Here is a 23630-nt window from a genome sequence, read left to right on the forward strand (position 1 = left end):
GCCCAGGCACGCGAGTCCCCCGGCGCAGCACGCGAGTCGCCCGCCCAGGCACGCGAGTCCCCCGGCGCAGCACGCGAGTCCCCGCCCAGGAGCGCGACCTGCCCGCTCCCACACGGCCCGCGCGAAGGGAAACCCGAGGGAGCCTGCGCGACACAGGCACCAGACAGCCTTTGCGCCACCGTCTCGCAGCACGCAACTCACCGTGTACATCGTGATCGTGAGCGGCACTGAGCCTCCGTCGTCGTACCGGTGACCCGAGCACACTCCACGCGGACGTGTCCCTGCGCATCGCCGACTCGCACACGATCTAGCCGAGTCAGCTTGCCCAGAGCAATCGTCGATCGTCGGACGCGGCTCTGATCAGGTCACGGAGCCGCGGCCCGGCCTACCGCGCGGGAAGCGAAGCCGTCGATTGTGTTGTCAGGCGCGCCGATCCCGTTGACCAGACCATCGGCCGAGGTGATCGCGAGCAGGTGAGCCACCGAGTACCCAACCGACGGGATCGTCGGCCACCGGACGAGCATCCCCGCACCCGGGCCGTAGTTCATCCAGACCACCGCTGACGACCCCTGCGCATCACACCTGCCCCCAAAACCCGGCCAGCGTAGCCTGACCGAAGACCCCCAGCGAGTCGCATACACCCCGCGGAGACAATCTTGCCGGATCGATCCAGTGAGAAATCCCAAACCGCTGGCCGCCGCGTTGGCCTACTTCGATGACGTCGCGCAAGGCGAGGGGGTTAGCCTGGTATGCGCGTAATCGGACAACCAGATCGAGACGGATAGAGGCGAGTCCAAGCCGTGTCCAGCAGCAGCCCTGCGTCACAGTTCGGCCCCAACGAGTGGCTCGTCGAGGAAATGTATGACCAGTTCCTCGCCGACCCCTCCTCAGTAGACGCCGCGTGGCATGACTTCTTTGCCGATTTCAAGCCCACGCAGACCCAGTCGAAGCCGGACACCGCGACTGCAGAGCGTATCCCAGCAGCAAACGGACAGGCTGCCACCAAGCCCGCGCCCGCCCGTGCCCCGAAGCCTGCCCCGCCGGCTGCTCCCAAGGTCGAGCCGAAGCAGGCTCCGGCAGCCACGGCACCGGTCCCGACGCCCGCGCCGGTGAAGCCCGCCCCCGCCAAGGCCCCTCAGGCCCCCGCCGAAGCGACCGAACCCGAACGCAAGCAGCTGCGTGGCGCCGCCGCCGCGATCGCGAAGAACATGGACGCCTCGCTGACCGTCCCGACCGCCACCAGCGTGCGCGCCGTCCCGGCCAAGCTGATGGCCGACAACCGCATCGTGATCAACAACCACCTCAAGCGCACGCGCGGTGGGAAGATCTCCTTCACGCACCTGATCGGCTACGCCATGGTGCGGGCCCTGCGTGACTTCCCGAACCTGAACCGGCACTACGCGCTGGTCGACGGGAAGCCGTACTCGATCACGCCGGAGCACGTCAACCTCGGCCTCGCCATCGACATGAAGGGCAAGGACGGCCAGCGCACCCTGGTTGTCGCGTCCATCAAGAACACGGAGAACATGACGTTTCTCCAGTTCTGGCAGGCCTACGAGGAGATCGTCAAGAAGGCCCGCAACAACAAGCTCACCGCCGACGACTTCGCCGGCACCACGATCTCGCTGACCAACCCGGGCGGCATCGGTACGAACCACTCGGTGCCGCGGCTGCAGGCCGGGCAGGGCGCGATCATCGGCGTCGGCGCGATGCAGTACCCGGCGCACTTCGAGGGCACCAGCGAGAAGACCCTCACGGACCTGGGCGTCAGCAAGATCATGACGCTGACCTCGACCTACGACCACCGCATCATCCAGGGTGCCGAGTCGGGCGAGTTCCTCAAGTTCATCCACGAGCTGCTGCTCGGCGGCGACGGCTTCTACGACGACATCTTCACCTCGCTGCGACTGCCCTACGAGCCGATCCGCTGGGTCGAGGACATCCCCGAGGGCTCGGTCGACAAGACCGCCCGCGTCATCGAGCTCATCGACGCCTACCGGATGCGCGGCCACCTGATGGCCGACACCGACCCGCTGAACTACCGCCAGCGCCGGCACGACGACCTCGACATTCTCTCCCACGGTCTCACCCTGTGGGACCTCGAGCGTGAGTTCGCGGTCGGCGGGTTCGCCGGCAAGGAGCGGATGAAGCTGCGCGACGTGCTTGGCGTCCTGCGCGACTCCTACTGCCGTACGGTCGGTGTCGAGTACACCCACATCCTGGACCCCGATGAGCGGCGCTGGATCCAGGACCGCGTCGAGGTGCCTCACGAGAAGCCCGTGGCCTCGGTGCAGAAGTACGTGCTGTCCAAGCTCAACGCTGCCGAGGCGTTCGAGACCTTCCTGCAGACGAAGTACGTCGGCCAGAAGCGGTTCTCGCTCGAGGGCGGCGAGACGGTGATCCCGCTGCTGGACACGGTGCTGGACAAGGCGGCCGAGCACGATCTGGACGAGGTCGTCATCGGTATGCCGCACCGGGGCAGACTCAACGTGCTCGCCAACATCGTCGGCAAGCCGATCTCGCAGATCTTCCAGGAGTTCGAGGGCAACCTCGACCCGGGCCAGGCCCACGGTTCCGGCGACGTGAAGTACCACCTCGGCGCCGAGGGCAAGTACTTCCGGATGTTCGGCGACGGGGAGACGAAGGTCTCGCTGACCGCGAACCCGTCGCACCTGGAGACCGTCGACCCGGTCCTCGAGGGCATCGTGCGCGCCAAGCAGGACCTGCTCGACAAGGGCGACGCGGCCGGTGGCTTCACGGTGCTGCCCGTGCTGCTGCACGGTGACGCCGCGTTCGCAGGCCAGGGCGTGGTCGCCGAGACGCTGAACCTCGCGCTGCTGCGCGGCTACCGCACCGGCGGCACCGTGCACGTCGTCATCAACAACCAGGTCGGCTTCACCACCGCACCCGAGCACGCCCGCTCGTCGCAGTACGCCACCGACGTCGCGAAGATGATCGGCGCGCCGATCTTCCACGTCAACGGCGACGACCCGGAGGCCGCTTACTGGGTCGCCAGGCTGGCCGTGGACTACCGGCAGGCGTTCAACAAGGACGTCGTGATCGACATGATCTGCTACCGGCGCCGCGGCCACAACGAGGGCGACGACCCGTCGATGACCCAGCCGGCTATGTACGACATCATCGACACCAAGCGCAGCGTCCGGAAGACCTACACCGAGTCACTCATCGGCCGCGGCGATATCTCGATGGAAGAGGCCGAGGCCGCCCTGCGCGACTTCTCCAGCCAACTGGAGCACGTGTTCAACGAGGTGCGGGAGCTGGAGAAGCACCCGATCGCCCCGAGCCCCTCGGTCGAGGGGGAGCAGCAGGTCCCCGCGAAGGTGCCGACCGCCGTCACCCGCGAGGTCATCGAGCACATCGGCAACGCCTTCGTCGAGCTGCCCGATGGCTTCACCCCGCACCCGCGCGTCAAGCCGGTGCTGGAACGGCGGCACAAGATGTCCCGCGAGGGTGGCATCGACTGGGCGTTCGGCGAACTGCTGGCATTCGGCTCCCTGGCGATGGAGAACAAGCTGGTGCGGCTGTCCGGGCAGGACTCGCGGCGCGGCACGTTCACCCAGCGGCACTCGGTGCTGATCGACCGCAAGAACGGCCAGGAGTACTCGCCGCTTCAGCACCTCGCCGGCGAACAGGGCCGCGTGATGATCTACGACTCGGCGCTGTCCGAGTACGCGGCAGTGGGCTTCGAGTACGGCTACTCGGTGGCCAACTCGGACGCGCTCGTCATGTGGGAGGCGCAGTTCGGCGACTTCGTCAACGGCGCGCAGACCGTCACCGACGAGTACATCTCCTCCGGCGAGGCCAAGTGGGGCCAGGTCTCCGACGTCGTGCTGCTGCTGCCGCACGGCCACGAGGGGCAGGGCCCCGACCACACCTCCGGCCGGATCGAGCGGTTCCTCCAGCTGTGCGCCGAGGGCTCGATGACCGTCGCGGTGCCCTCCACCCCGGCGAACTACTTCCACCTGCTGAGGCGGCACGCACTCGACGGCGTCAACCGTCCGCTGGTGGTGTTCACCCCGAAGTCGATGCTGCGGAACAAGGCGGCCACCTCGAAGGTCGAGGACTTCGTCGGGCAGACCAAGTTCCTCTCGGTCATCGACGACAGCACAATCGACCCGGCGAAGGCTCGCAAGGTGCTGCTGACCTCGGGCAAGCTCTACTGGGAGCTGGTAGCCGAGCGCACCAAGCGGCAGGCCGAGGACGTCGCGATCGTCCGTATCGAGCAGTACTACCCGCTGCCGAAGCGGAAGCTGCTCGCGGCGCTCGAGCGCTACACCAACGCCACGGAGATCGCCTGGGTGCAGGAGGAGCCGGAGAACCAGGGTGCGTGGCCGTTCTTCGGGCTGAACCTGCCGCGGAAGTTCCCGGAGGCATTGGCCGGCCTGCAGGTCGTGGCTCGCCGTCCGATGGCTGCCCCGTCGGCAGGCTCGTCCAAGGTCCACGAGGTCGAGCAGAGGGCCCTCATCGCGAAGGCCTTCGAATAAGCCTGACTGAGTAAGCCCCCAAGGCCACCTTGGTTGCGTTGAATGCGCCCACCCGTCTCCCACCACCACCCAAACGGAGACGCTGCGCGCCGCTGCGTTCGCAAAAGGTGGCCTTGGGGGCTTCTAGGCGAGGTCGTTTTCGCGGAGGAAGCCCTCCGCGATGTCGATGGGGTTGCGCTTCTCCTCGGTGAACTCGACATTGAGGTCGGTCAGCTTCTCCGTGGTCAGCACCGCGGACACGGCGTTCAGTGCCCGCACCTCCCGCTCGGTGAGCGTTCCCCTGGCCACGAACGGCACGATGTTCTGCGCCGGGAACATGTTCTTGTCGTCTTCCAGCGCCACGAAGCCGTTGCTGCGAATCGTGGACGACGTGCTGAACAGGTCCGCCACCTGCACCTCGTCCGAGCGCAGCGCCTCGACGGTCACCGGGCCTCCGGTGTCGGTGGTCCGGATCTCCTTGAACTCACAGCCGTAGAGCTGCTTGATCCGTTCCTTCCACCGCTCGCCCCACTGACCAGGCCCGCCGAAGATCAGCTCGCCACACCCCGGCGCGAGGTCGGAGATGGTGCGTATTCCCTGGTCGGCGAGTTCCCGCCGGACCACCAGCATGTCGGTGTTCTCAGCCGGCGCCTGTTCGAGCACCTCGAAGTGCGCGGGCAGCGTCTGCCGCAGCTCGGCGTACACCTCATTCGGGGTGGTCGCGCCGGTGTTCTCGTTGAAGTAGCGCAGCAGGTTGCCACTGTACTCGGGCACGAGCGACAGCGAGCGGTCCTCCAGCGCCTTCACCACGACCTCGCGCCCACCGACCGGGGGCCGCACGGTGACGTTGTCGGCACCGGCGTTGCGTAGTGCCCCGGCGTAGATCTGGGCCAGCAGCAGGCTCTCGCCGACGTCGGAAGCGCCGATGACGATCTCGCCGGTGGGCCCGCCCTCGGCACCGCCTTCCAGCGGGTTCCCACACGCGGTCGCGAACAGACCCACCACTGCCAGCAAGCCGAGCAGTCGCCGCCTCATGCGGCCACCTCCTTCGTGCCCCCGCGGACGTCTGCCTGCGCCAGCCGCACCCCGCGGGGTGTCAGCACGCGCTGGGCCGTGGCGAGGAGGACGTCGAGCACGATCGCGAGCAGCGCCGTCAGCACCGCACCGGCAGCCACCTCGCCGTAGTCGAGAATGGCCAGCCCGTCGAGCAGGAACCGGCCGAGCCCGCCCAGCCCGACATAGGCGGCAACCGCGGCCGTCGCGACGAGCTGCAGCACGGCGTTGCGGACGCCTCCGATCACCAGCGGCAGCGAGATCGGTACCTCGACCTGCCACAGCCGCTGCCAGCCACGCATGCCCACGCCGACGGCGGCATCGACGACGTAGCGGTCCACCGCCTGCAGCCCGGCATAGGTGCCGGCGAGGATGGGCGGTACCGCCAGCACGATCAGCCCGATGATCGCCGCGACAGTGCTGTCGGTGAACAGCAGGAACAAAAACGTCACCAGGCCCAGCGTTGGCAGTGCGCGCACGGCGTTGCCCGCACCGACGAGCAGCAGCCCACCACTCCCCGTGTGCCCGACGAACAGGCCGACCGGTATCGCGATCGCCGCGGCGATCACCAAGGCGAGCGCGACGTAGCCGAGGTGCTCCAGCAGCCGGGTCGGGACACCGTCCGGACCCTGCCAGTTGGCGGAGTCGGAGAACCAGTTGACGATTTCGGTGATCATGCGGTCACCTGCACCTTCACCGGAGCCGCCGCACGATCCCATGGCGTCAGCACCCGCCGCAGCAGCACGAGCAGCATGTCCACCACGAGTGCGAGCAGCAGGGTCAGCACGATGCCGATGACGATCGGCGAGAAGTACTCCCGCTGGAACCCGTCGGTGAACAGCACCCCGAGTCCCCCGACCCCGATCAGCGCACCCACGCTGACGAGGCTGATGTTGCTCACCGAGGCGACGCGGACGCCCGCAGCCAGCACGGGTACGGCCAGCGGTAGCTCGACCGTGAAGAACCGGCGCGCGGGGCGGTAACCCATCGCTGTCGCGGAGGCGACCACATGCGACGGAACGGCATCCAGCGCGTCGAGCACCGGCCGCAGTAGCAACGCCGCCGTGTAGAGCGTGAGCGCGACGACAACGTTGATGCTGTCGAGGATCTTCGTGCCGATGATGCTGGGAATGACGACGAACAGCGCGAGCGAGGGAACCGTGTAGACGAGGTTGCCCAGCACCAGCACCACACCGCGTAACGACTGCCTGGTTCTGGTGAGCCAGCCGATTCCGATCGCGAGCACCACGCCGAGCACGAGCGGCACCAGCGCGAGGTAGCAATGCTCGGCCACAGTGGTCAGCAGCTGCTCGCGGTTGTTGGCACTGCTGAGGTAACGGCCGAGCTCGTCAAGAAAGCTCATGAGCCGCCCACACTCTGGGGATGGTTCTCGATCACGTCGAGCACCTGGCGTGCGGTCATGACACCGATCGCCCGCCCTGCCTCGTCCACGACCACGCCGAGTCCGGCAGGCGAGGACAGCGCCGCGTCCAGCGCCCCGCGGATCGGGTTGCCCTGGTGGTGGAGAGAGCCGCCCGCCACCAGATCGGACTCCCGCAGCTCTCCGTCCACTGTGGAAGAAGGTGGTAGCCAGCCGCGCGGTTCGCCGACTTCGTTGACCGCGAGGCGCCACTGCCCTTCGTCCACCGCATCGGGCACGCTGCCGACGCGGACCGTCGGCACCTTGTCGATCGGGACCTCCGCGGCGGAGACAAAGGACAGTCCGCGGTACCCCCGGTCGCGGCCGACGAAGCCGGAAACGAAGTCGTCAACCGGATGCCGCAGTACCTCCGACGGCGTGCCGTACTGGGCGAGCCGCCCGCCGACGCGCAGCACCGCCACCTTGTCGCCCAGCCGCACCGCCTCGTCGATGTCGTGCGTGACGAACACGATCGTCTTGCCCAGCTGCGACTGCAACCGAAGCAGCTCGTCCTGCAAACCCTCGCGCACCACCGGATCGACGGCGGAGAACGGTTCGTCCATCAGCAGCACCGGCGAGTCTGCCGCGAGTGCCCTGGCGACGCCGACGCGCTGCTGCTGCCCGCCGGAGAGCTGCGCGGGATAACGGGCGCCGAGCTCCGCGGGCAGGCCGACGATCTCCAACAGTTCGGCCGCTCTGGTGCGTGCCTTCCTACGGTCCCAACCGGACAGCAGCGGTACGGTTGCGACGTTACTCAGCACTGTCCGATGTGGAAACAAACCGGCGTGCTGGATGACGTAGCCGATTCCCCGGCGCAGCAGGGCCGCATCGGAATCACGGACGTCCTTGCCGTCCAGCAGAATCGTGCCGGATGTGGGCTCGACCATTCGGTTGATCATGCGTAGCGACGTGGTCTTGCCGCAGCCGGACGGACCTACGAGGACGGTGATGGTGCCGTCCTCGACCGTCAGGCTCAGGCCGTCGACGGCGATCGTGCCATCCGGGTACTTCTTCGTGACGTCGCGGAACTCGATTCCCATGCCGCTCCCCTCTGGACGGGCTCGCCCGACCGTAGCCGAGATCTGCCGCAGGAGCACGGTGTTCCAGCATCTAGGCTGCCTTTTGTGGAAGAACTCATCAGCCACGCCTCGGGCGTACAGGCGCGGCCACTGCAGCACGCGATCGCACTCCTGAGCGCGGGCTGGCAGGAGTTCGACGACCTCGTCCGCACGACCACCGCACCGCGCCGCGACATCGAGGAACTGCTGACCGCGCTGGGCGCGGACATCGAGCACGCCGGCACCACCGTGCGCCTGCGACCGGAGTCGACGCAACGGTACCGGGAGCTGGCAGGCGGTCCGGCTGAGCCGGCTTCGGACTTACTGGCCACGATGACGAAGTACGTCCGCGAGGTGCCGCCGCCGCTGCCCGCGCTGGATCATGTGCAGGCGACCCCGCAGACGGTCGTCGACCGCGCGCGCTGGCTCGACGAGCAGTACGACCTGCGCACGGCGCGCCTGACCTTCGTCGGCGACCACGATCTGACGTCGCTGGCGGTACGGCGGCTGCGCCCCGAGGCACAGCTCACCGTCGTGGACGTCGACGACCGGATCCTGGAGTACCTCGACCGGCTCAGCGGTCGCACGATCCACACCGTGCACGCGGACCTGCGGTTCGGGCTGCCACTGGCTGTGGCAGGCAATGCCGACGTGGTGTTCAGCGACCCGCCCTACACCGCCGACGGCATGGGACTGTTCGCCGCCCGCGGCATCGAGTGCCTTGCCGACCCGCCGAACGGCAGGCTGCTGCTCGCCTACGGCTACAGCCCGCGCCATCCCGCACTCGGGCACCAGGTGCAGCGCGCGCTGCTCGGGCTGGGGCTCACGTTCGAGGCCATCCTGCCCGGATTCCATCGCTATGCCGGAGCGCAGGCCATCGGCAGCGCAGCCGACCTGTACGTGTGCCAGCCGACAGCACGTGCCCGCAAAGGCCGCAAGGGCAAGGAAAAACAGACGATCTACACCCACGGCCCACAGTCGGTCGAGGCACGGGAGACTCCCACTGCGCTGCGCGAGGCGCTGGTGGCGATAGCAGCCGAGGGTGGGCGGACAGTCGAGGTGCAGGGTCCTGACTGGACCAGGCCGCGCACGGCACCGGCCGACACCGCGGTCGCACTCGACCTCAGTGCCGACCCCGGGCCGTGGCTGGTGCGCGTCCTGCTGGCGGTGAACGCCGAGCGGGTCGCGCTGCTGGTGCCCAACTCCCATCCCGATCTCGGCAACGCCGCTGCGCAGCAGGCGCTGCACGGGTTACTGGGCGAGAAGTACCGGCTGCGCCTGCTGCGCAGCACACCCGACAACAAGCATGCCGTGGTCGTCGCCGACGCGGTACCGGCCGGGAACGCGGCCGTGCACGCGGTATGGACCCGCGCACACGGCCGCATCGGCAACCTCGTCCCTGACGCTCCAGGCGACATCGCGGACCTGCGGCTGATCGATCTGCCCCGGCACCGCATCGCCGAGATCCGCAAGCAGCTGACCGGTGAGCAGGGCGTTTAGCGAGTAACCCCGTCCGACTCAGCAGCCTTCGCGACGGCCGCAGCCACCTCGACCGCGACCCGGGGGTCGAGCGGGCTCGGCACGATGTGGTCGGCAGCCAGCTTGTCGGCGGCCACCGAGGCGATCGCGTCGGCCGCGGCGAGCTTCATGTTCTCCGTGATCGACCGCGCACCGGCGTCGAGCGCCCCGCGGAACACACCCGGGAACGCCAGCACGTTGTTGATCTGGTTCGGGAAGTCGCTGCGCCCGGTCGCCACGATGGCGGCATACTTCGCCGCGACATCCGGGTGCACCTCGGGGTCCGGATTGGACAGTGCGAACACGATCGCGTCGCCGGCCATCGTCGGCAGCAGGCGCTCGTCGATGGTGGCGCTGGACAACCCGATGAACACGTCCGCACCAGCCAGCGCATCAGCAAGGCCGCCACGCAGGCCCGCCGAGTTCGTGGTGGCAGCCAACTGTTCCTTGATCGGGTTCAGCCCGTCGCGTCCCGCGTGGATGATGCCCTTGGAGTCGAGCACCGTGACGTCACCGACCCCCGCGGCCTGCAGGATCCGCGTGCAGGCGACACCCGCTGCCCCGGCGCCCGAGATCACGACGCGCTGGTCGCCGATCGCCTTGTCCAGCACCATGTTGGCGCCGCGGAGCGCGGCGAGCACCACGATGGCGGTGCCGTGCTGGTCGTCGTGCATGACCGGGCAGTCCAGCACCGCCTTGAGCTTGTCCTCGAGCTCGAAGCACCGCGGCGCCGCGATGTCCTCCAGGTTCACCGCACCGAACGATGGGCGCAGCCGCACGAGCGTCTCGACGATCTCGTCGACGTCGGTGGTGTCGAGGACCAGCGGGATCGAGTCCAGCCCGCCGAATGTCTTGAACAGCACCGACTTGCCTTCCATCACCGGCAGCGATGCACTAGCGCCGATGTCACCGAGACCGAGTACCGCCGTGCCGTCGCTGACCACCGCGACCAGCCGGTCGGCCCAGGTGTAGCGCTTCGCGAGCGCGGCGTCGTCCGCAATGGCACGGCTGACCTGCGCTACCCCCGGCGTGTACGCGATGGACAGGTCACGTGCCTGTGTGATGGGTCGGGTGGCGGTCACCGAGAGCTTGCCGCCCTCGTGACCGCCGAAGATCTCCTCGTCGCTCAGCTGAGCTTGAGACACATCAATCTCCCAGTGCTGGAAGTTCGGGGATCGCCGGCACGGGATCCCCGTTGTCAGGGCTCCTCTGCCATGCGAAGCGGCGCGGTAGCGCGGCTGGCCGGCGAGGTGTCCGTCAAGGCCCGTGGTCAAGGCTGCTGCCGCGGACGCGGCGGTCCGACCAGTGTGACAGGCTCCGGCCCCATCGTGCCGCCCTGGTGCGGTTCATCTCACAGTTTCCGCTGGTCACAGGGCTAATAGCAAGACGTCCGTCCGGCTTGGGATGGACTGGCTAAGCTGCCGCCATGGACGTGCGCGAGCTGGCCGTACGAGACGCCTACGAGTTCACCCCCCGCCTCTTCCCCGACCAACGGGGGCTGTTCAGCGCACCGTTTCAGGAGCGGGCCTTCCTGGAGGCCGTCGGGCATCGGCTGACGGTCGCGCAGACCAACCACAGCGTGTCCCGGCGCGGCACGATCCGGGGCATCCATTTCGCCGACATACCGCCCGGCCAGGCCAAGTACGTCTACTGCCCGCGGGGCGCGCTGCTCGACGTCGTCGTGGACCTGCGCGTCGGCTCGCCCACGTTCGGCCAGTGGGACGCGGTCCGGCTGGACAGCCGGGACTTCCGGGCGGTGTACGTACCCGAGGGCCTCGGCCACGGCTTCATCGCACTCGAGGACGACACCGCCATGGCGTACCTGTGCTCGACGGGGTACAACCCGGCCGGCGAGCACGGCATCACGCCCCTGGACCCGGACCTGAGCCTGCCGTGGCCCGCCGAGCTGGAGTTCACACTGTCCGAGAAGGACTCCACAGCGCCGACACTGGCAGAGGCGCAGGCCAGCGGCCTCCTGCCGAACTACGCCGACTGCGTGGCGTACTACCGCAAGCTACGCACGTCCGGCTGATCCTTCGGCCACAACGCGTGAGCCGGGTTCCGTTCGGTCACGGACGAGCACATTACCTTCCAGTAACCGAGGCGCCGCCCGGCTATATTCGACAACCGTGGATCAGCATGCGCTCCTGCTCCTTCGCCACGGCCAGACCGAGTGGTCCGCGACAGGCAGGCACACCGGCCGCACCGACCTGCCGCTCACCGCGATCGGCGAGCGGCAGGCGCATGCCGCGGGGCGCACCTATGCGCTCATGCACCGCGACGGCACGCCGACGCTGGTACTGAGCAGCCCGCGGGTGCGCGCGCTGCGGACGGCCGAGCTCGCGGGGCTGCACGTCGACGAGGCCACCGAGGAGCTGGCCGAATGGGACTACGGCGACTACGAGGGCCTGACCACCAAGCAGATCCGCCAGACCGTCCCCGGCTGGACGATCTGGTCCCACGCGGTACCGGGCGGGGAGTCCGCCGCCCAGGTGAGCGCACGTGCCGACGAACTCCTCACCCGCGTCCGCGGCGCCCTGGCCAACGGCAACGTCGTGCTCGTCGGCCATGGGCACTTCAGCCGTGTGCTCATCGCCCGCTGGCTCGGTCTCGCAGCCACGGCGGGTGTGCATTTCGCGGTCGACCCCGCCAGTGTCACCGTGCTCGGCGACGAGCGCGGGCAACCGCAGATACTGCACCTCAACGTCCCACCGTCCTGAAACAGGAGTTCCCCTTGGACCACCGGATCCGCCGCGTCCGCGAGACCGACGTCGACGCCGTTGTGCGACTCGTCCACGACCTGGCCGAGTACGAGAAGGCGCCTCAGGAATGCCACCTCATCCCTGAGCAACTGCACAGCGCGCTCTTCGGCGAGTCACCCGCACTGTTCGGGCACGTCGCCGAGGTGGACGGCGAGATCGCGGGGTTCACACTGTGGTTCCGGAACTTCTCCACCTGGCGCGGCGTGCACGGCATCTACCTCGAGGACCTCTACGTGCGCCCGGAACTACGTGGTTCCGGCCTCGGCAAGGCCCTGCTGGCCGCGCTGGCGGAGGAATGCGTGCACAACGGGTACGCGCGGCTGGAATGGTCGGTGCTGAACTGGAATCCCGCCGTGGGCTTCTACAAGTCCCTCGGCGCCCAGCCGATGGACGAATGGACGGTGTACAGGCTGACCGACGAGCCACTGCGGGCACTGGCCACCGAAGCAAGCCCGACGATCTGAGAGGTCAGTACGCGTAACGACTCACGGTCTCCGGGTGGATGACGAGACGAACCCAGTCCGCGGCCAGGATCCCGGCGAGGTCGTCGGCGCGGGCCGGGTCGTCGAGGTCCCAGTAGCGCGCGGCCAGGCGGGCGCACAGGTCGTGTGCTCCGTCGGGTTCCACCGTGGTGCGGCCGGCGACGGACAGCCAGCGTTCGCGTTCACCCACCGGGGCGGCGACGACGATCGAGGCGCGGGGGTCGCGGCGTAGGCGCCGCACTTTGAGCGAGTCCGGGGCCGTGAACAGTTGGATCGTGCCCTCGGCAGTGACCTCGAACCACACCGGCCTGGGCTGTGGCGGGAGTGGCCCCGCGGCCACGGACAGGAACCCGTGCAGGGGGCGTCGCAGGAACTCGAGGTCCTTGGTGGTCAGCGTGCCGTTGCTCATGACGCCGATTGAACACGGCCAAAGCGGACGAGCCCATAGGCAAGAAGCTGGATCGCCTGCGTATTCGTCTAACCTCGCTGCGGTGGACGTGTTCAGCGACCTGATCCGCGGGGTGCGAGCCCACGGCTCGTTGTTCGGCAGCTCGACACTGTCCCCGCCCTGGGCACTGAACTTCGTGGACGGCGCGCCGCTGACCCTGTGCACCGTCCTCACAGGGGCGGGCTGGATCGTGCCGGAGCACCGTCCGCCCGAGCCGCTTCGCGCCCGCGAGACGATCGTCGTGCGCGGCCCCGCGACGTTCACCTTCGTCGACGAGGTCGGCACCCGGGCCGAGCCGATCGCGTACGGCGAGCACTGCGCGACGCCCGAGCAGGGCGGGACCCGGCACCGGCGCGGCTGGAACGACCGCGGCGGGGACGCCGGTGACGGCAGTGTCGGCTCTGCTGCGACAACCCTGATCGTCGGCGCCTATCCAGTGCGCGGCGAGATCAGCCGCCGCCTGCTGGACGCGCTGCCCGTCGTGCTGCGGGTGGACGGCGGGGGCACGGCTGACGCCGTCCTGGACCACCTCGCCGCCGAGGTCACCGTCGACACGCCGGGGCAGCAGGTGGTACTCGACCGGCTGCTGGACTGGATGCTGGTCTGCACGCTGCGCGAGTGGTTCGACCGGCCCGGCGGCGAGCCCCCGGCCTGGTGGGCCGCCCAGCGGGACCCGGTGGTCGGCGACGCGCTGCGCCTGCTGCACGCCGAACCGGCGGCACCATGGACGGTCGCCGCGCTGGCCGAGCACACCGGAGTGTCGCGTTCGACGCTGGCCAAGCGGTTCGCCGACCTGGTCGGCGAACCGCCGCTGACCTACCTCACCCGCTGGCGCATGACGCTGGCGGCAGACCTACTGGTCGCTCAGCAGGCCGCAACCGTCGCGGACATTGCCCGCGCCGTGGGTTACGCCGACCCGTTCGGGTTCAGCGCAGCGTTCAAACGGGTCCGAGGCGCCAACCCGAGCGAGTTCCGCCGCACCGCGACCGGTGCCACCGACCACGACCAACGACCCGGCTGACCTAGCCTTCGTCGTGTTCGCGGTGCTCGCGGTCGGCGGCACGCCCCTCGGCGCCGCCGCGCCGGGCGGCCTCCTCCTCCGACTCGCCCTCACGCTGACCCAGCACCCAGGCCCGCGACGGCCTGCGGAACAGCAGGACGACGACGAGCGCGCCCGCGATCATGATGGGCACGCCGTAACCGGGTTGATGGGATGGGCCGGTGGCGTACCAGCCGATGCCGGCGAGCACCAGCCCCACGACGAGCGCAGGCGAACGGGCCCACGTCTTGCCGAGCAGCAGTCCGATCGCACAGGCCAGCACGCCGGCACCCAACACGAGGTAGTAGCCGACCTCGGCGTAGATGTTGTTGCGGCCCTCCGGGGCCTCCCCGAGGTAGGCGACAGCCAGGACGACGCCGATCGCCAGCAGGGCGAGCCCGGGCAGTGCGGTGATCGCGCCTGCGATGCGTACCTCGCGCGGGGCGGGGGAGATCTTGTCGGCGAGCGCCACGGGCTGACCTTCCCGTCTGTGACCGTGCGTGAACACTTTCGATGGTATGCCACCCGGTCGGCCGTTTTCGGGCGGCGGGCGCACGGGCAAAGATCTGGGTTGTCGTCGATGAGCCGGCGGTCGGCCGGGGTGCACTCGTCACGGTGATCGGAAGCGCGCCCGGCCACGCAGTCCGGGCGGCAGGCAGGGCGCCGGCCCGCGCAGTCGGGCCGGTGGCGTGGTCGTTCGGCGGAACGGAGGACAGCCACCCGCAGCAGGACAACGCAGTGACGAGATTCGCACGATTGCTTGGGCCAACCGGGTCGAGGTGGCTGCGAACTCACTTACTCTGCGGTAGTGCGCGCAGTCCTCATCGTGAACCCCCAAGCCACAGCGACGACGCCCGGCGGGCGGGACGTGCTGGCGCACGCGCTGGCCAGCGAGGTGAAACTCGACGTCGTCGAGACGGACTACCGCGGCCACGCGATGGCCATGGCCCGTGCCGCCGCACGCGACGAGTACGACCTGGTGGTCGCGCATGGTGGCGACGGCACGGTCAACGAGGTCGTCAACGGCCTGCTGGCCGACACCGATGGAAAGCCGGGCAAGTACGGGCCCGTGCCGATGCTGGGCGTCGTTCCTGGCGGGTCGGCGAATGTCTTCGCGCGTGCCCTCGGCCTTCCTGCTGACCCGGTAGAGGCGACATACGAGCTGCTGCGCGCGCTCGAAGAGGGGCGCAGCAGGCAGGTCGGCCTCGGGCTGGCAGGCGACCGCTGGTTCACCTTCAACGCGGGCCTCGGCTGGGACGCCGACGTGGTCGGCGAGGTCGAAAAGCGCCGCGGCAAGCACACGGGCCCGTCGCTGTACATGCGGACTGCCCTCGCCTGTTACCTGCGCCCGCCGCACGGCAGGCCACAGCTGACCGTCCAGACACCCGGCGCGGAACCCGCGCAGGTGCGCACGGTGTTCGTGTCCAACACCGACCCGTGGAGCTATCTGGGCGCCCGGCCGGTGCATCTCAACACCGAGTGCTCATTCGACACGGGGCTCGGGCTCTTCGCGTTGCGCGAGATGGGTGCGGTCGCCGTGCTGCGGCACGTCCGGCAGTCTCTGCGCACTCGGAGCAAGCACCGCGGCAAGCAGCTGTTGCGGCACGACGACCTGCCAATCATCGGCGTGACCGCAGAAGAACCGGTAAGCTTGCAGGTCGACGGAGATCTGGTCGGGCGGCAAACCCGCGTGGAGTTCATGAGTGTTCCCCGCGCGCTCACCGTGGCGATCTGAACGGTCGCTGTCGGTCAACAGCACTAACTGATCGCCTCCGGCAAACTCCATGTTGCCGTTCAGCGACGGAGAAGCTCCACTCACCGCACCGTTCCGCGAAAGCTGGGGCCGCGGGGAGCGCAAAGTCGCAGGTCAGGCTAGTCGCTCGGCCGGGTGAGCTGACTCACCGATCTCCAGAAAACCCTTGTCGAACTCGATGCTTCGTGAAAGCATTCACAAGCACCCCAAGAAAACGACCGCCATGACGACTGTGGCGCGGGACGACGCGCCAATAATAAGGAGCTCAAGGAAATGGACTGGCGCCACCGCGCGGCCTGCCGAGACGAGGACCCGGAACTGTTCTTCCCCGTGGGGACCAGCGGTCCTGCTCTGTCGCAGATCACCGCGGCGAAGGCCGTGTGCCACCGTTGCACCGTCGCCTCCGACTGCCTGGCCTGGGCATTGGCCAGCGGTCAGGACGCCGGCGTGTGGGGCGGCATGAGCGAGGACGAGCGGCGCGCGCTCAAGCGTCGCCGCGCGCAAATCGGCACGCGTAGCAACTTCTGATCCCCACGACGATTGCCTTTTGCCTGGTAATGCGCGGAACGCGCTGGGGGCCGAGGCGAAAGGTCTGAGGGCCGGCATCCCGCAAGGGTGCTGGCCCTCATGCTTTTCCAAGCCACTTCACAACACTCGCTAAACGCGACGGCTGAGCGGAATGCGCAAAGCGGCTTCTGTGCCGCCGGATTTGACCGAGCGCAATGACAGCGAGCCGCGCAGCTCCGATTCGACGAGGGTCCGCGCGATCTGCAGGCCGAGACCGTCCGCACGCTCCAGCGAGAATCCGGCGGGTAGGCCCTTGCCGTCGTCACGCACGATGACGTCGAGCCAGCCAGCTGACCTCGCCACCGCGATCTCGCCCCTGCCGGCCCGCCCTGACGGGAACGCGTGCTCCACCGCGTTCTGCACCAACTCCGCGACGACCATCACCAGCGGTGTCGCGATCTCGGCCACCACAACGCCGAAGGAACCGGACCGCGTCAGCTTCACCTGCGATTCGGCCGTTGCCACCTCGCCGACCATCGGCAGCACGTTGTCGAACAGCTTGTCCAGGTCCACTCGCTCATCGACCGACATCGACAGCGCCTCGTGCACCATCGCGATCGAGGACACCCGCCGCACCGATTCGCTCAGCGCCTGCCGGGCCTCTGCGCTCTGCGTGCGCCGGGACTGCAGCCGCAGCAGCGCCGCCACGGTCTGCAGGTTGTTCTTGACCCGGTGGTGGATCTCCCGGATCGTCGCGTCCTTGGACAACAGGGCCCGGTCACGACGCTTCACCTCGGTGACGTCACGGGCAAGCACGAGAGCGCCCGCCGCACGCCCAGCAGGCCGCAACGGCAACGCCCGGAACAGCACGACGGCGCCACGCCGCGACTCCACCTCGGTACGGCTGCCGGGCTTGCCGTCGAGGGCGTCCAGGATGCGGTGCGATACGTCGGTGGCATCGAAGGGGTCGCGGATGAGCGACCTCGTCAGCGGCGCGAGGCGGGTGCCGATCAGATCCGATTCGTAGCCCATGCGGTGATAGGCGGACTGGCCGTTGGGGCTGGCGAAGACCACGGTGCCGCTCTGGTCGAGCCGGATCAGCCCGTCACCGACGCGCGGGCTCGTGTGGACGTCCGTGCCGCCGTCCGGGCTCGGGAACGTGCCGTCGGCGATCATCTGGCACAAATCCGCCGCACTGCCGAGGTAGGCGATCTCCAGCGGGCTCGGCACACGTGGCGACGCGAGGTTGGTCTCGCGGCTCAGCACCGCGATGACCCGGTCGCCGAACGTCACCGGCACCGCCTCCCTGCGCATCGGCAGGTCGCGGTACCAGTGCGGCTCCTCTTCCCGGCAGAGCCTCGCCTCGCGCAGCGCCCTGGCCAGCTGCGGGTGCTCAGCTGTGGTGAACCGGGTACCGACGACATCCTCCGGATGTGCCGTGGGCCCCGTCGTCGGCCGTACCTGGGACACGCAGACGAAGTCGCCGTCGCCTTCGGCCACCGGAACCCACATCAGGAAGTCCGCGAAGGACAGGTCGGCGAGCAGTTGCCATTCGGCGACGACCAGCTGCAGATGGTCGACCGCCTCCCCCGGCAGCCCAGTGTTCTCGGCGAGCAGCTCGGATAGCGTGGACATCGTTTATTCGACCACCGCAGATCGTTCCCGGTCACGGCGCGCCGGGTGGCACGCCGTTCAGCGCCATGTAACCAGAGGCGGCGTCGTCGGCACACCTCAGGCGGGCAGCGTCACGCCCGCATGCCACACTAGGCGGAGCAAGTCATGGAGGAGTGAACATGTCGAAGCGTGCCCGGAAGCGCCGCTCCCGGAAGAAGAACGGCGCGAACCACGGCAAGAAGCCCAACGCCTGACGTGGCGAGCGAACGGCCCCGGGACTCCCGGGGCCGTTTTGCGTTCATGCCTTGTCAGGACAACTGGTCGCGGACCTCCGAGACCTGTTCGATCTCCAGCTGGGCCCTGGCGAACCGCAGACCACCACGCTCCTCGACGGTCTTACGGATCGAGGCCCGCAGCCTGCTCTTGAGCTCGGCTGGCGCATGGTCGCCGCCGCATTTGCGGGCGAGCAGCTGCTTGAGCTGCTCATCGATGCCGTACTCCTCGAGGCACGGCGGGCAGTCCTCGATGTGCTTGCGCAACTCGGCATCACGCTCGGCGCTGCACTCCCTGTCGAGGAGCAGGAAGATCTCGGCGAGTGCCTCGTCGCAGTTCACGTCGTCGGGCTTTCCGCTGCCGCCGCACATGTTCATCGGCCCGCCACCTCCTGCGCTGCGGTGCGGATGAACCCACGCTCCCTGGCGACGTCGGCGAGCAGGCTACGCAGCTGGCTACGACCGCGGTGAAGTCGCGACATCACAGTGCCGATCGGGGTATCCATGATCTCAGCGATTTCCTTGTAGGCGAAGCCCTCGACATCGGCAAGGTACACGGCGAGCCGGAACTCCTCCGGCAGCTGCTGCAGAGCCGCCTTCACGTCGGTGTCAGGCAGGTTGTCCATGGCCTCGACCTCGGCGGAGCGCAGGCCCCTCGAGGTGTGGCTCTCGGCCTGTGCCAGCTGCCAGTCGGTGATCTCCTCCGTCGGCTGCTGGACTGGCTGGCGCTGTCGCTTGCGGTAGCCGTTGATGTAGGTGTTCGTCAGAATGCGGTACAGCCAGGCCTTGAGGTTCGTGCCCTTCTTGAACGACGAGAACGCCGCATACGCCTTGAGGTACGTCTCCTGAACCAGGTCCTCGGCGTCGGCCGGGTTACGGGTCATCCGCAAGGCGGCAGAGTACAGCTGGTCCAGCAGCGGCATGGCCTCGCGTTCGAAACGCTCGGCACGCTGTTGCTCGTTCTCGGTCTCGACCGGGGTGGTGTCCGCGGAGTTCTCCGTGCTCGGCAAACCGTTCCCTTCCAGATCGGCGCGACCGCGCCGGCGGGTGGTACCCGCGCTCGACGGCGCGTGGGTCAGCTCCGAGGATACGCGGCTGCGGCGAACGCTTCTGGTCAGAGTGGTCGGCACACCGGGTGCAACGCCCGAGGCGACGCGCACATTCCGTGCCCCCGCTAATATCCGCCTCTGTGGCTGGTAAAGGCACTCCCGCGACCGTGTTGCTCACCAAGCGGAAGATCGCGCACACCGTGCACACCTACGAGCACGATCCGCGCCATGAGTCCTACGGCACCGAGGCCGCCGAGGCGCTCGGCGTGGAGCCGGCGCGGGTGTTCAAGACGCTCGTCGCCGAGGTCGACGGCACGCTGACCGTCGGTGTGGTGCCGGTGACCGGCCAGCTGGATCTCAAGAAGCTGGCCGCGGCCGCCGGTGGCAAGAAGGCCAGGATGGCGGACGCGGGGGCGGCACAGCGTGCCACCGGCTACGTCCTGGGTGGTATCTCACCGCTCGGCCAGCGCAGCAGGCTGCCCGTCGTGGTGGACGTCTCGGCGGAGCAGTTCGGGACGGTGCTGTGCTCCGGTGGCAGGCGCGGCCTCGAGATCGAGCTCCCCCCTGCCGATCTGGTGCGACTCACCGGCGCGACAGTCGCCGCGATCGCCGGCTAGCGACGCTTTCAGGGCTCGAGCGGCCGCAGCACCCTCGACAGCCACTCGGACGTGGCACGGAACACCTCGTCGAGGCCGGCCTTCAGGCTGTGGTCGCCCGGCACGACCACGATCTCGTGGTGCGGGCCCGGTTCCGGTCTGCCGAACGGGTCCCGCTCCCCCTGCACGACCAGCGTCGGCACGTCGACGCCGTCCAGTTCGGACTGCCGGGTCCGCTCCGGCTTGCCAGGCGGATGCACCGGGAAGGCGAGACAGAGCACCGCGACGGCTTGGCCCTGCGCCGCGGTGCGGCAGGCGACCCTGGCTCCGGACGACCTGCCACCGAACACCAGTGGCAGGTCCGCGAACCAGGTATCGGCGAGCTCGTCGACCACGGCGAGCCAGGCAGCGTCGAGTTGCTTCGCCGGTGCCGGAGCGCGACGGCCTGCCACCCGGTAGGGCTGTTCGACCAGTGCCACGTGCAGGCCGGCCTCGCGTGCCGAGCGGGTGACCGCGACCAGGTCTGCCGCCTCGATACCGCCGCCGGCGCCGTGCCCGAGCAGCAACCCCGCCGACCCTTCCTCGGCGCAGTGCAGCTCAGCCCGTGCCGGGCCGTGCGGAGTGTCGATCTTCTTGCTGGTCACTGGGGATTCGGTAGGTCGAACAGTGCATTGTCCAGGTCGGCCGCCTCCGCCTCGGCCCGTTCGACGAGCTCAGGACCGTTGTTCCGGACACTGTTGACCTTGGTCGACACCGGCCGCAGCTCCAGCGAGTCGGCCCAGTCCAGCGGCGGCGGGGCCAGCAGTTCGGTGGCGTCGGCGCGATCGGGGTCGAGCCAGGCCTGCCAGCGTTGCGGCAGCAGGACCAGCGGCATGCGGTCGTGGATACCGGCAAGCTGGCCCACGGCGTCAGTGGTGATCACCGAGCAGGTGATCAGCGGCGGCGAATCCGGCTCGCCCTTGGGGTCGCGCCAGGTCTCCCAGATGCCGGCGAAGGCGAGCGACGAGCCGTCTCGCGTGGTCATGTAGAAGGGCTCCTTCGGCGCCTTCTTGCCGGTGCCCTCGACCGCCCGCCACTCGTACCAGCCGTCGGCCGGGATGATGCAGCGGCGCCGCACGAGCGCCTTACGGAAGGCCGGCTTCTCCTTCGCGGTCTCCGCACGCGTGTTGATCATCCGGCTGCCGATGGCGGCGTCCTTGGCCCAGAACGGCACGAGCCCCCAGCGCATGACCCGTAGGCTGCGGACCGGCGGCTCCTCCTCGACCACGTTGCCGTCCTCGTCACGAGGATGCCGCTCCACTACGCTGACGATGTTCTTGGTCGGCGCAACGTTGTAGTTCTCCGCGGGCGCCTTGCCTTCGGTGCCGTCAACCGCGTCGAACTCCTTCATCAGCGTGGCCGGGTCCTTGGTGGCGGCGTATCGGCCGCACATGGCATCGGTCTCCCTGTGTTGTGGCTGTCAAGCGTCATCGTGGCACGGTTGCTGGGCCGTGGCGAGCACCATGGGGGATCATCATTGCTGGTAACCACGACAGGAGGGTGACGGTTTGGCCCGCAGCGACTGGCGCAGGCTCGACGAGAGTGACGTCCGGGTGCGCCCCGGCAAGGGAACCCGGCCTCGGAGCAAACGCCGTCCGGCACATGCCGACGCCTCCCCTGCCATGGTCACGGCGAAGGACCGGGGACGCTGGACGTGCGCGGTCGATGCCGATCCGGAGCGTGCCGTCACCGCCATGCGCGCCAGGGAGCTGGGGCGCACACCCATCGTCGTCGGTGACCGGGTCGATCTCGTCGGGGATGTCAGCGGCCGGCCGGACAGCCTGGCCAGGATCGTCCGCGTCGACGAACGCACGAGCGTGTTGCGCCGCACCGCCGACGACACCGATCCCTATGAGCGGGTCGTGGTGGCCAATGCCGAGCAGCTGTTGATCGTGACCTCGCTGGCTGATCCGCCGCCGCGCACCGGCTTCATCGACCGGTGCCTCGTCGCCTGTTACAGCGGCGGCCTGCAACCGGTGTTGTGTCTCACGAAATCCGACCTCGCCGATCCTGGTGAGCTGCTCGCCTCCTACGCCGACCTGGCGGTGCCGGCAATCGTCACCCGCCACGACGAGGAGCCCACCGAGCTGCGAGACCGGCTGGCCGGGCGGGTCTCGGCGCTGGTCGGCCACTCCGGCGTCGGCAAGTCGACGCTGGTCAACCGGCTCCTCCCCGATGCCGGGCTGGCCACCGGCGAGGTCAGCGCGATCGGCAAGGGCAGGCACACGTCGGTCAGTGCCGTGGCGCTGCCGCTGCCCAGCGGCGGCTGGGTGATCGACACGCCGGGCGTGCGCTCGTTCGGGCTCGCACACGTGAACCCGGACGACATCGTGCTGGCGTTTCCCGAGTTCGCCGAGGCCGCCGAGGAGTGCCCGTCGGGCTGCGGGCACCTCGGTCCCCCTGAGGATCCCGACTGCGCGCTCGACGATGTCGTGAAATCCGGCGAGGCGCGGCCGGGACGGCTCGCGTCGCTGCGGCGGCTACTGGCGTCACGTGCGGGCCTTGATGTTTTGTGAAGCCGCCGTGAAGCCCCCGACGCGGCCGTGGAACCCTGGGCGGCGTCCAACCGTCCGACTCATGCGGTCCCGACCCGCCTGACTCAACGAACTACGAGGGGATTTTCATGCGCAAGACGGCCACGGCGGCCAGCGGTTTGGCACTGGTCCTCGCCCTCACCGCGTGCGGCAGCGAAGACAACGCAGGCAGTGACGGCTCGTTCAGCGGAATGTTCAGTGACCCGCAGGCGCTGTTCCAAGCCGCCTCGGAGGGGACGTCGAAGAGCAAGTCGTCCAAGTTCCAGATGGATATGAACATGGCCGGCATGCAGCTGTCGGCCAGCGGTGAGGCGCTCTACGACGGCGCCGACACCGCCATGTCGATGACCATGGACGTGGCAGGCCAGTCCATGGAGATACGGATGGTCGACCAGACCATGTACATGAAGCTGCCCGACGCGATGTCGTCCCAGATGGGCGGCAAGGCGTGGGTGAAGATCTCCGCCGACGGCTCCGACCCCCTGTCGCAGCAGATGGGCAGCTCGTTCGACCAGATGGCGGAGCAGAGCGACCCGGCCAAGACGCTGGAGTACATCCAGAAGGCGGGCAAGATCGTCAACAGTGAGCAGACCAACCTGGACGGCCAGGACGTCACCCACTACACGATCGAGCTGGACTTCGCCAAGATCGCCGACGACATGGGCGCTTCCTCAGGCCTGACCGCGGAGCAGGCGCAGCAGCTGGCGAGCGAGGTCGGCACAGTGCCGATGGAGCTGTGGCTCACCAGCGACAACCTCCCCGTGCAGATCAAGCTGGAGATGTCGAAGGTCATGGAGGCCGCCGGCGCTCCGGGCCAGAGCGGCGAGATGGTCATGAAGTACACCGACTGGGGCGCCCCGGTCAACGTCGAAGCGCCGCCGGCCGACCAGGTCGGCGAGCTGCCCTCCAACTGACGGGCTGACTTTTGTCCCCCAAGGCCACCTTGGTTGCAGCTGTCAAACACCGCGACGCGAAGCGTCTCCGTTTGGGCGGTGGTGGGAG

At 68.7% G+C, this 23630-nt stretch carries 24 protein-coding genes; 11 read left to right on the top strand and 13 right to left on the bottom strand.

What is annotated here, in order from left to right; all coding sequences use genetic code 11:
• Positions 1-365: 365 nt before the first annotated feature.
• The gene (locus ABZ863_RS06420) at positions 366-548 is read right to left on the bottom strand and encodes a hypothetical protein (protein ID WP_358531703.1); all 183 of its coding nucleotides are present in this window, start codon (positions 546-548) and stop codon (positions 366-368) included.
• 252 nt (positions 549-800) lie between these two features.
• On the opposite strand from ABZ863_RS06420, the gene ABZ863_RS06425 reads away from it, so the two are divergent.
• Positions 801-4505, top strand: coding sequence for a multifunctional oxoglutarate decarboxylase/oxoglutarate dehydrogenase thiamine pyrophosphate-binding subunit/dihydrolipoyllysine-residue succinyltransferase subunit (locus ABZ863_RS06425; RefSeq protein ID WP_358531705.1), 3705 nt, complete (start codon positions 801-803; stop codon positions 4503-4505).
• Between the two features lie 123 nt (positions 4506-4628).
• Here ABZ863_RS06425 and ABZ863_RS06430 read toward each other — a convergent pair whose 3' ends face one another.
• The 4 genes from ABZ863_RS06430 to ABZ863_RS06445 are packed head-to-tail and all read right to left on the bottom strand — an operon-like array spanning position 4629 to position 7997.
• Positions 4629-5519, bottom strand: a complete 891-nt coding sequence (locus ABZ863_RS06430; protein ID WP_358531707.1) for an ABC transporter substrate-binding protein — start codon at positions 5517-5519, stop codon at positions 4629-4631.
• Positions 5516-6214 (bottom strand): ABC transporter permease subunit, encoded by a 699-nt coding sequence (locus tag ABZ863_RS06435; RefSeq protein ID WP_358531708.1) that lies wholly within the window; start codon positions 6212-6214, stop codon positions 5516-5518. Before ABZ863_RS06435 ends, ABZ863_RS06430 begins: the two co-directional genes overlap by 4 nt.
• Positions 6211-6900 carry an ABC transporter permease subunit gene (locus tag ABZ863_RS06440; protein WP_358531710.1) on the bottom strand — a complete coding sequence of 230 codons (690 nt, stop codon included), beginning with the start codon at positions 6898-6900 and terminating at the stop codon, positions 6211-6213. Before ABZ863_RS06440 ends, ABZ863_RS06435 begins: the two co-directional genes overlap by 4 nt.
• The gene (locus ABZ863_RS06445) at positions 6897-7997 is read right to left on the bottom strand and encodes an ATP-binding cassette domain-containing protein (RefSeq protein WP_358531712.1); all 1101 of its coding nucleotides are present in this window, start codon (positions 7995-7997) and stop codon (positions 6897-6899) included. Before ABZ863_RS06445 ends, ABZ863_RS06440 begins: the two co-directional genes overlap by 4 nt.
• Positions 7998-8081: 84 nt before the next feature.
• Here ABZ863_RS06445 and ABZ863_RS06450 point away from each other — a divergent pair, with 84 nt between their 5' ends.
• On the top strand, positions 8082-9515 hold the full coding sequence (locus ABZ863_RS06450; RefSeq protein ID WP_358531714.1) for a bis-aminopropyl spermidine synthase family protein: 1434 nt from the start codon (positions 8082-8084) through the stop codon (positions 9513-9515).
• Here ABZ863_RS06450 and ABZ863_RS06455 read toward each other — a convergent pair.
• Positions 9512-10678, bottom strand: coding sequence for an NADP-dependent malic enzyme (locus ABZ863_RS06455; protein ID WP_358531716.1), 1167 nt, complete (start codon positions 10676-10678; stop codon positions 9512-9514). The two genes, ABZ863_RS06450 and ABZ863_RS06455, sit on opposite strands and share 4 nt — an antisense overlap.
• A gap of 281 nt (positions 10679-10959) precedes the next feature.
• Between ABZ863_RS06455 and rfbC the strand changes: the two genes are divergently transcribed.
• The 3 genes from rfbC (at position 10960) to ABZ863_RS06470 (ending at position 12759) form a co-directional block, all read left to right on the top strand.
• Positions 10960-11565 carry a dTDP-4-dehydrorhamnose 3,5-epimerase gene (gene rfbC, locus ABZ863_RS06460; RefSeq protein ID WP_358531717.1) on the top strand — a complete coding sequence of 202 codons (606 nt, stop codon included), beginning with the start codon at positions 10960-10962 and terminating at the stop codon, positions 11563-11565.
• A gap of 97 nt (positions 11566-11662) precedes the next feature.
• Positions 11663-12253 (top strand): acid phosphatase, encoded by a 591-nt coding sequence (locus ABZ863_RS06465; protein ID WP_358531719.1) that lies wholly within the window; start codon positions 11663-11665, stop codon positions 12251-12253.
• Positions 12254-12267: 14 nt separating this feature from the next.
• Positions 12268-12759, top strand: coding sequence for a GNAT family N-acetyltransferase (locus tag ABZ863_RS06470; RefSeq protein WP_358531721.1), 492 nt, complete (start codon positions 12268-12270; stop codon positions 12757-12759).
• 4 nt (positions 12760-12763) lie between these two features.
• Here the strand turns inward: ABZ863_RS06470 and ABZ863_RS06475 are convergent, their stop codons facing one another.
• On the bottom strand, positions 12764-13186 hold the full coding sequence (locus tag ABZ863_RS06475) for a pyridoxamine 5'-phosphate oxidase family protein (RefSeq protein WP_358531723.1): 423 nt from the start codon (positions 13184-13186) through the stop codon (positions 12764-12766).
• Between the two features lie 82 nt (positions 13187-13268).
• On the opposite strand from ABZ863_RS06475, the gene ABZ863_RS06480 reads away from it, so the two are divergent.
• Positions 13269-14246, top strand: coding sequence for an AraC family transcriptional regulator (locus ABZ863_RS06480; RefSeq protein WP_358531725.1), 978 nt, complete (start codon positions 13269-13271; stop codon positions 14244-14246).
• Between the two features lies 1 nt (position 14247).
• On the opposite strand, the gene ABZ863_RS06485 is transcribed toward ABZ863_RS06480, so the two are convergent.
• Complete coding sequence (locus ABZ863_RS06485) at positions 14248-14736, bottom strand: hypothetical protein (protein WP_358531727.1); 489 nt, start codon at positions 14734-14736, stop codon at positions 14248-14250.
• 336 nt (positions 14737-15072) lie between these two features.
• Between ABZ863_RS06485 and ABZ863_RS06490 the strand changes: the two genes are divergently transcribed.
• Entirely contained in the window at positions 15073-15999 is a 927-nt protein-coding gene (locus ABZ863_RS06490) for a diacylglycerol kinase family protein (protein WP_358531729.1), read from the top strand.
• Positions 16000-16290: 291 nt separating this feature from the next.
• Entirely contained in the window at positions 16291-16545 is a 255-nt protein-coding gene (locus ABZ863_RS06495) for a WhiB family transcriptional regulator (RefSeq protein WP_112284299.1), read from the top strand.
• Positions 16546-16674: 129 nt separating this feature from the next.
• On the opposite strand, the gene ABZ863_RS06500 is transcribed toward ABZ863_RS06495, so the two are convergent.
• From ABZ863_RS06500 to ABZ863_RS06510, 3 genes are all read right to left on the bottom strand, one after another.
• Positions 16675-18159, bottom strand: a complete 1485-nt coding sequence (locus tag ABZ863_RS06500) for a histidine kinase N-terminal domain-containing protein (protein ID WP_358531731.1) — start codon at positions 18157-18159, stop codon at positions 16675-16677.
• Between the two features lie 287 nt (positions 18160-18446).
• Positions 18447-18788: a mycothiol system anti-sigma-R factor gene (rsrA, locus tag ABZ863_RS06505; RefSeq protein WP_358531733.1), complete on the bottom strand. Its 342-nt coding sequence runs from the start codon at positions 18786-18788 to the stop codon at positions 18447-18449.
• A complete protein-coding gene (locus ABZ863_RS06510; protein ID WP_358531735.1) occupies positions 18785-19420 on the bottom strand; it encodes a sigma-70 family RNA polymerase sigma factor in 636 nt (211 codons plus the stop codon). Before ABZ863_RS06510 ends, rsrA begins: the two co-directional genes overlap by 4 nt.
• A 179-nt stretch (positions 19421-19599) precedes the next feature.
• Here ABZ863_RS06510 and ybaK point away from each other — a divergent pair, with 179 nt between their 5' ends.
• Positions 19600-20076: a Cys-tRNA(Pro) deacylase gene (gene ybaK / locus ABZ863_RS06515; protein ID WP_358531737.1), complete on the top strand. Its 477-nt coding sequence runs from the start codon at positions 19600-19602 to the stop codon at positions 20074-20076.
• 8 nt (positions 20077-20084) lie between these two features.
• Here ybaK and ABZ863_RS06520 read toward each other — a convergent pair whose 3' ends face one another.
• Both ABZ863_RS06520 and ABZ863_RS06525 read right to left on the bottom strand, forming a co-directional pair.
• Positions 20085-20699, bottom strand: coding sequence for an alpha/beta family hydrolase (locus ABZ863_RS06520; RefSeq protein ID WP_358531739.1), 615 nt, complete (start codon positions 20697-20699; stop codon positions 20085-20087).
• Entirely contained in the window at positions 20696-21487 is a 792-nt protein-coding gene (locus ABZ863_RS06525) for an SOS response-associated peptidase (RefSeq protein ID WP_358531741.1), read from the bottom strand. The genes ABZ863_RS06520 and ABZ863_RS06525 overlap by 4 nt, the downstream gene beginning before the upstream one ends.
• Before the next feature lie 115 nt (positions 21488-21602).
• Between ABZ863_RS06525 and rsgA the strand changes: the two genes are divergently transcribed.
• Positions 21603-22610 carry a ribosome small subunit-dependent GTPase A gene (gene rsgA, locus ABZ863_RS06530; protein WP_358531742.1) on the top strand — a complete coding sequence of 336 codons (1008 nt, stop codon included), beginning with the start codon at positions 21603-21605 and terminating at the stop codon, positions 22608-22610.
• Between the two features lie 107 nt (positions 22611-22717).
• Positions 22718-23542 carry a hypothetical protein gene (locus tag ABZ863_RS06535; protein WP_358531744.1) on the top strand — a complete coding sequence of 275 codons (825 nt, stop codon included), beginning with the start codon at positions 22718-22720 and terminating at the stop codon, positions 23540-23542.
• Positions 23543-23630 lie beyond the last annotated feature (88 nt).

It is taken from the genome of Saccharomonospora sp. NPDC046836 (assembly GCF_040645195.1).
Classification (GTDB): Bacteria; Actinomycetota; Actinomycetes; order Mycobacteriales; family Pseudonocardiaceae; genus Prauserella_A.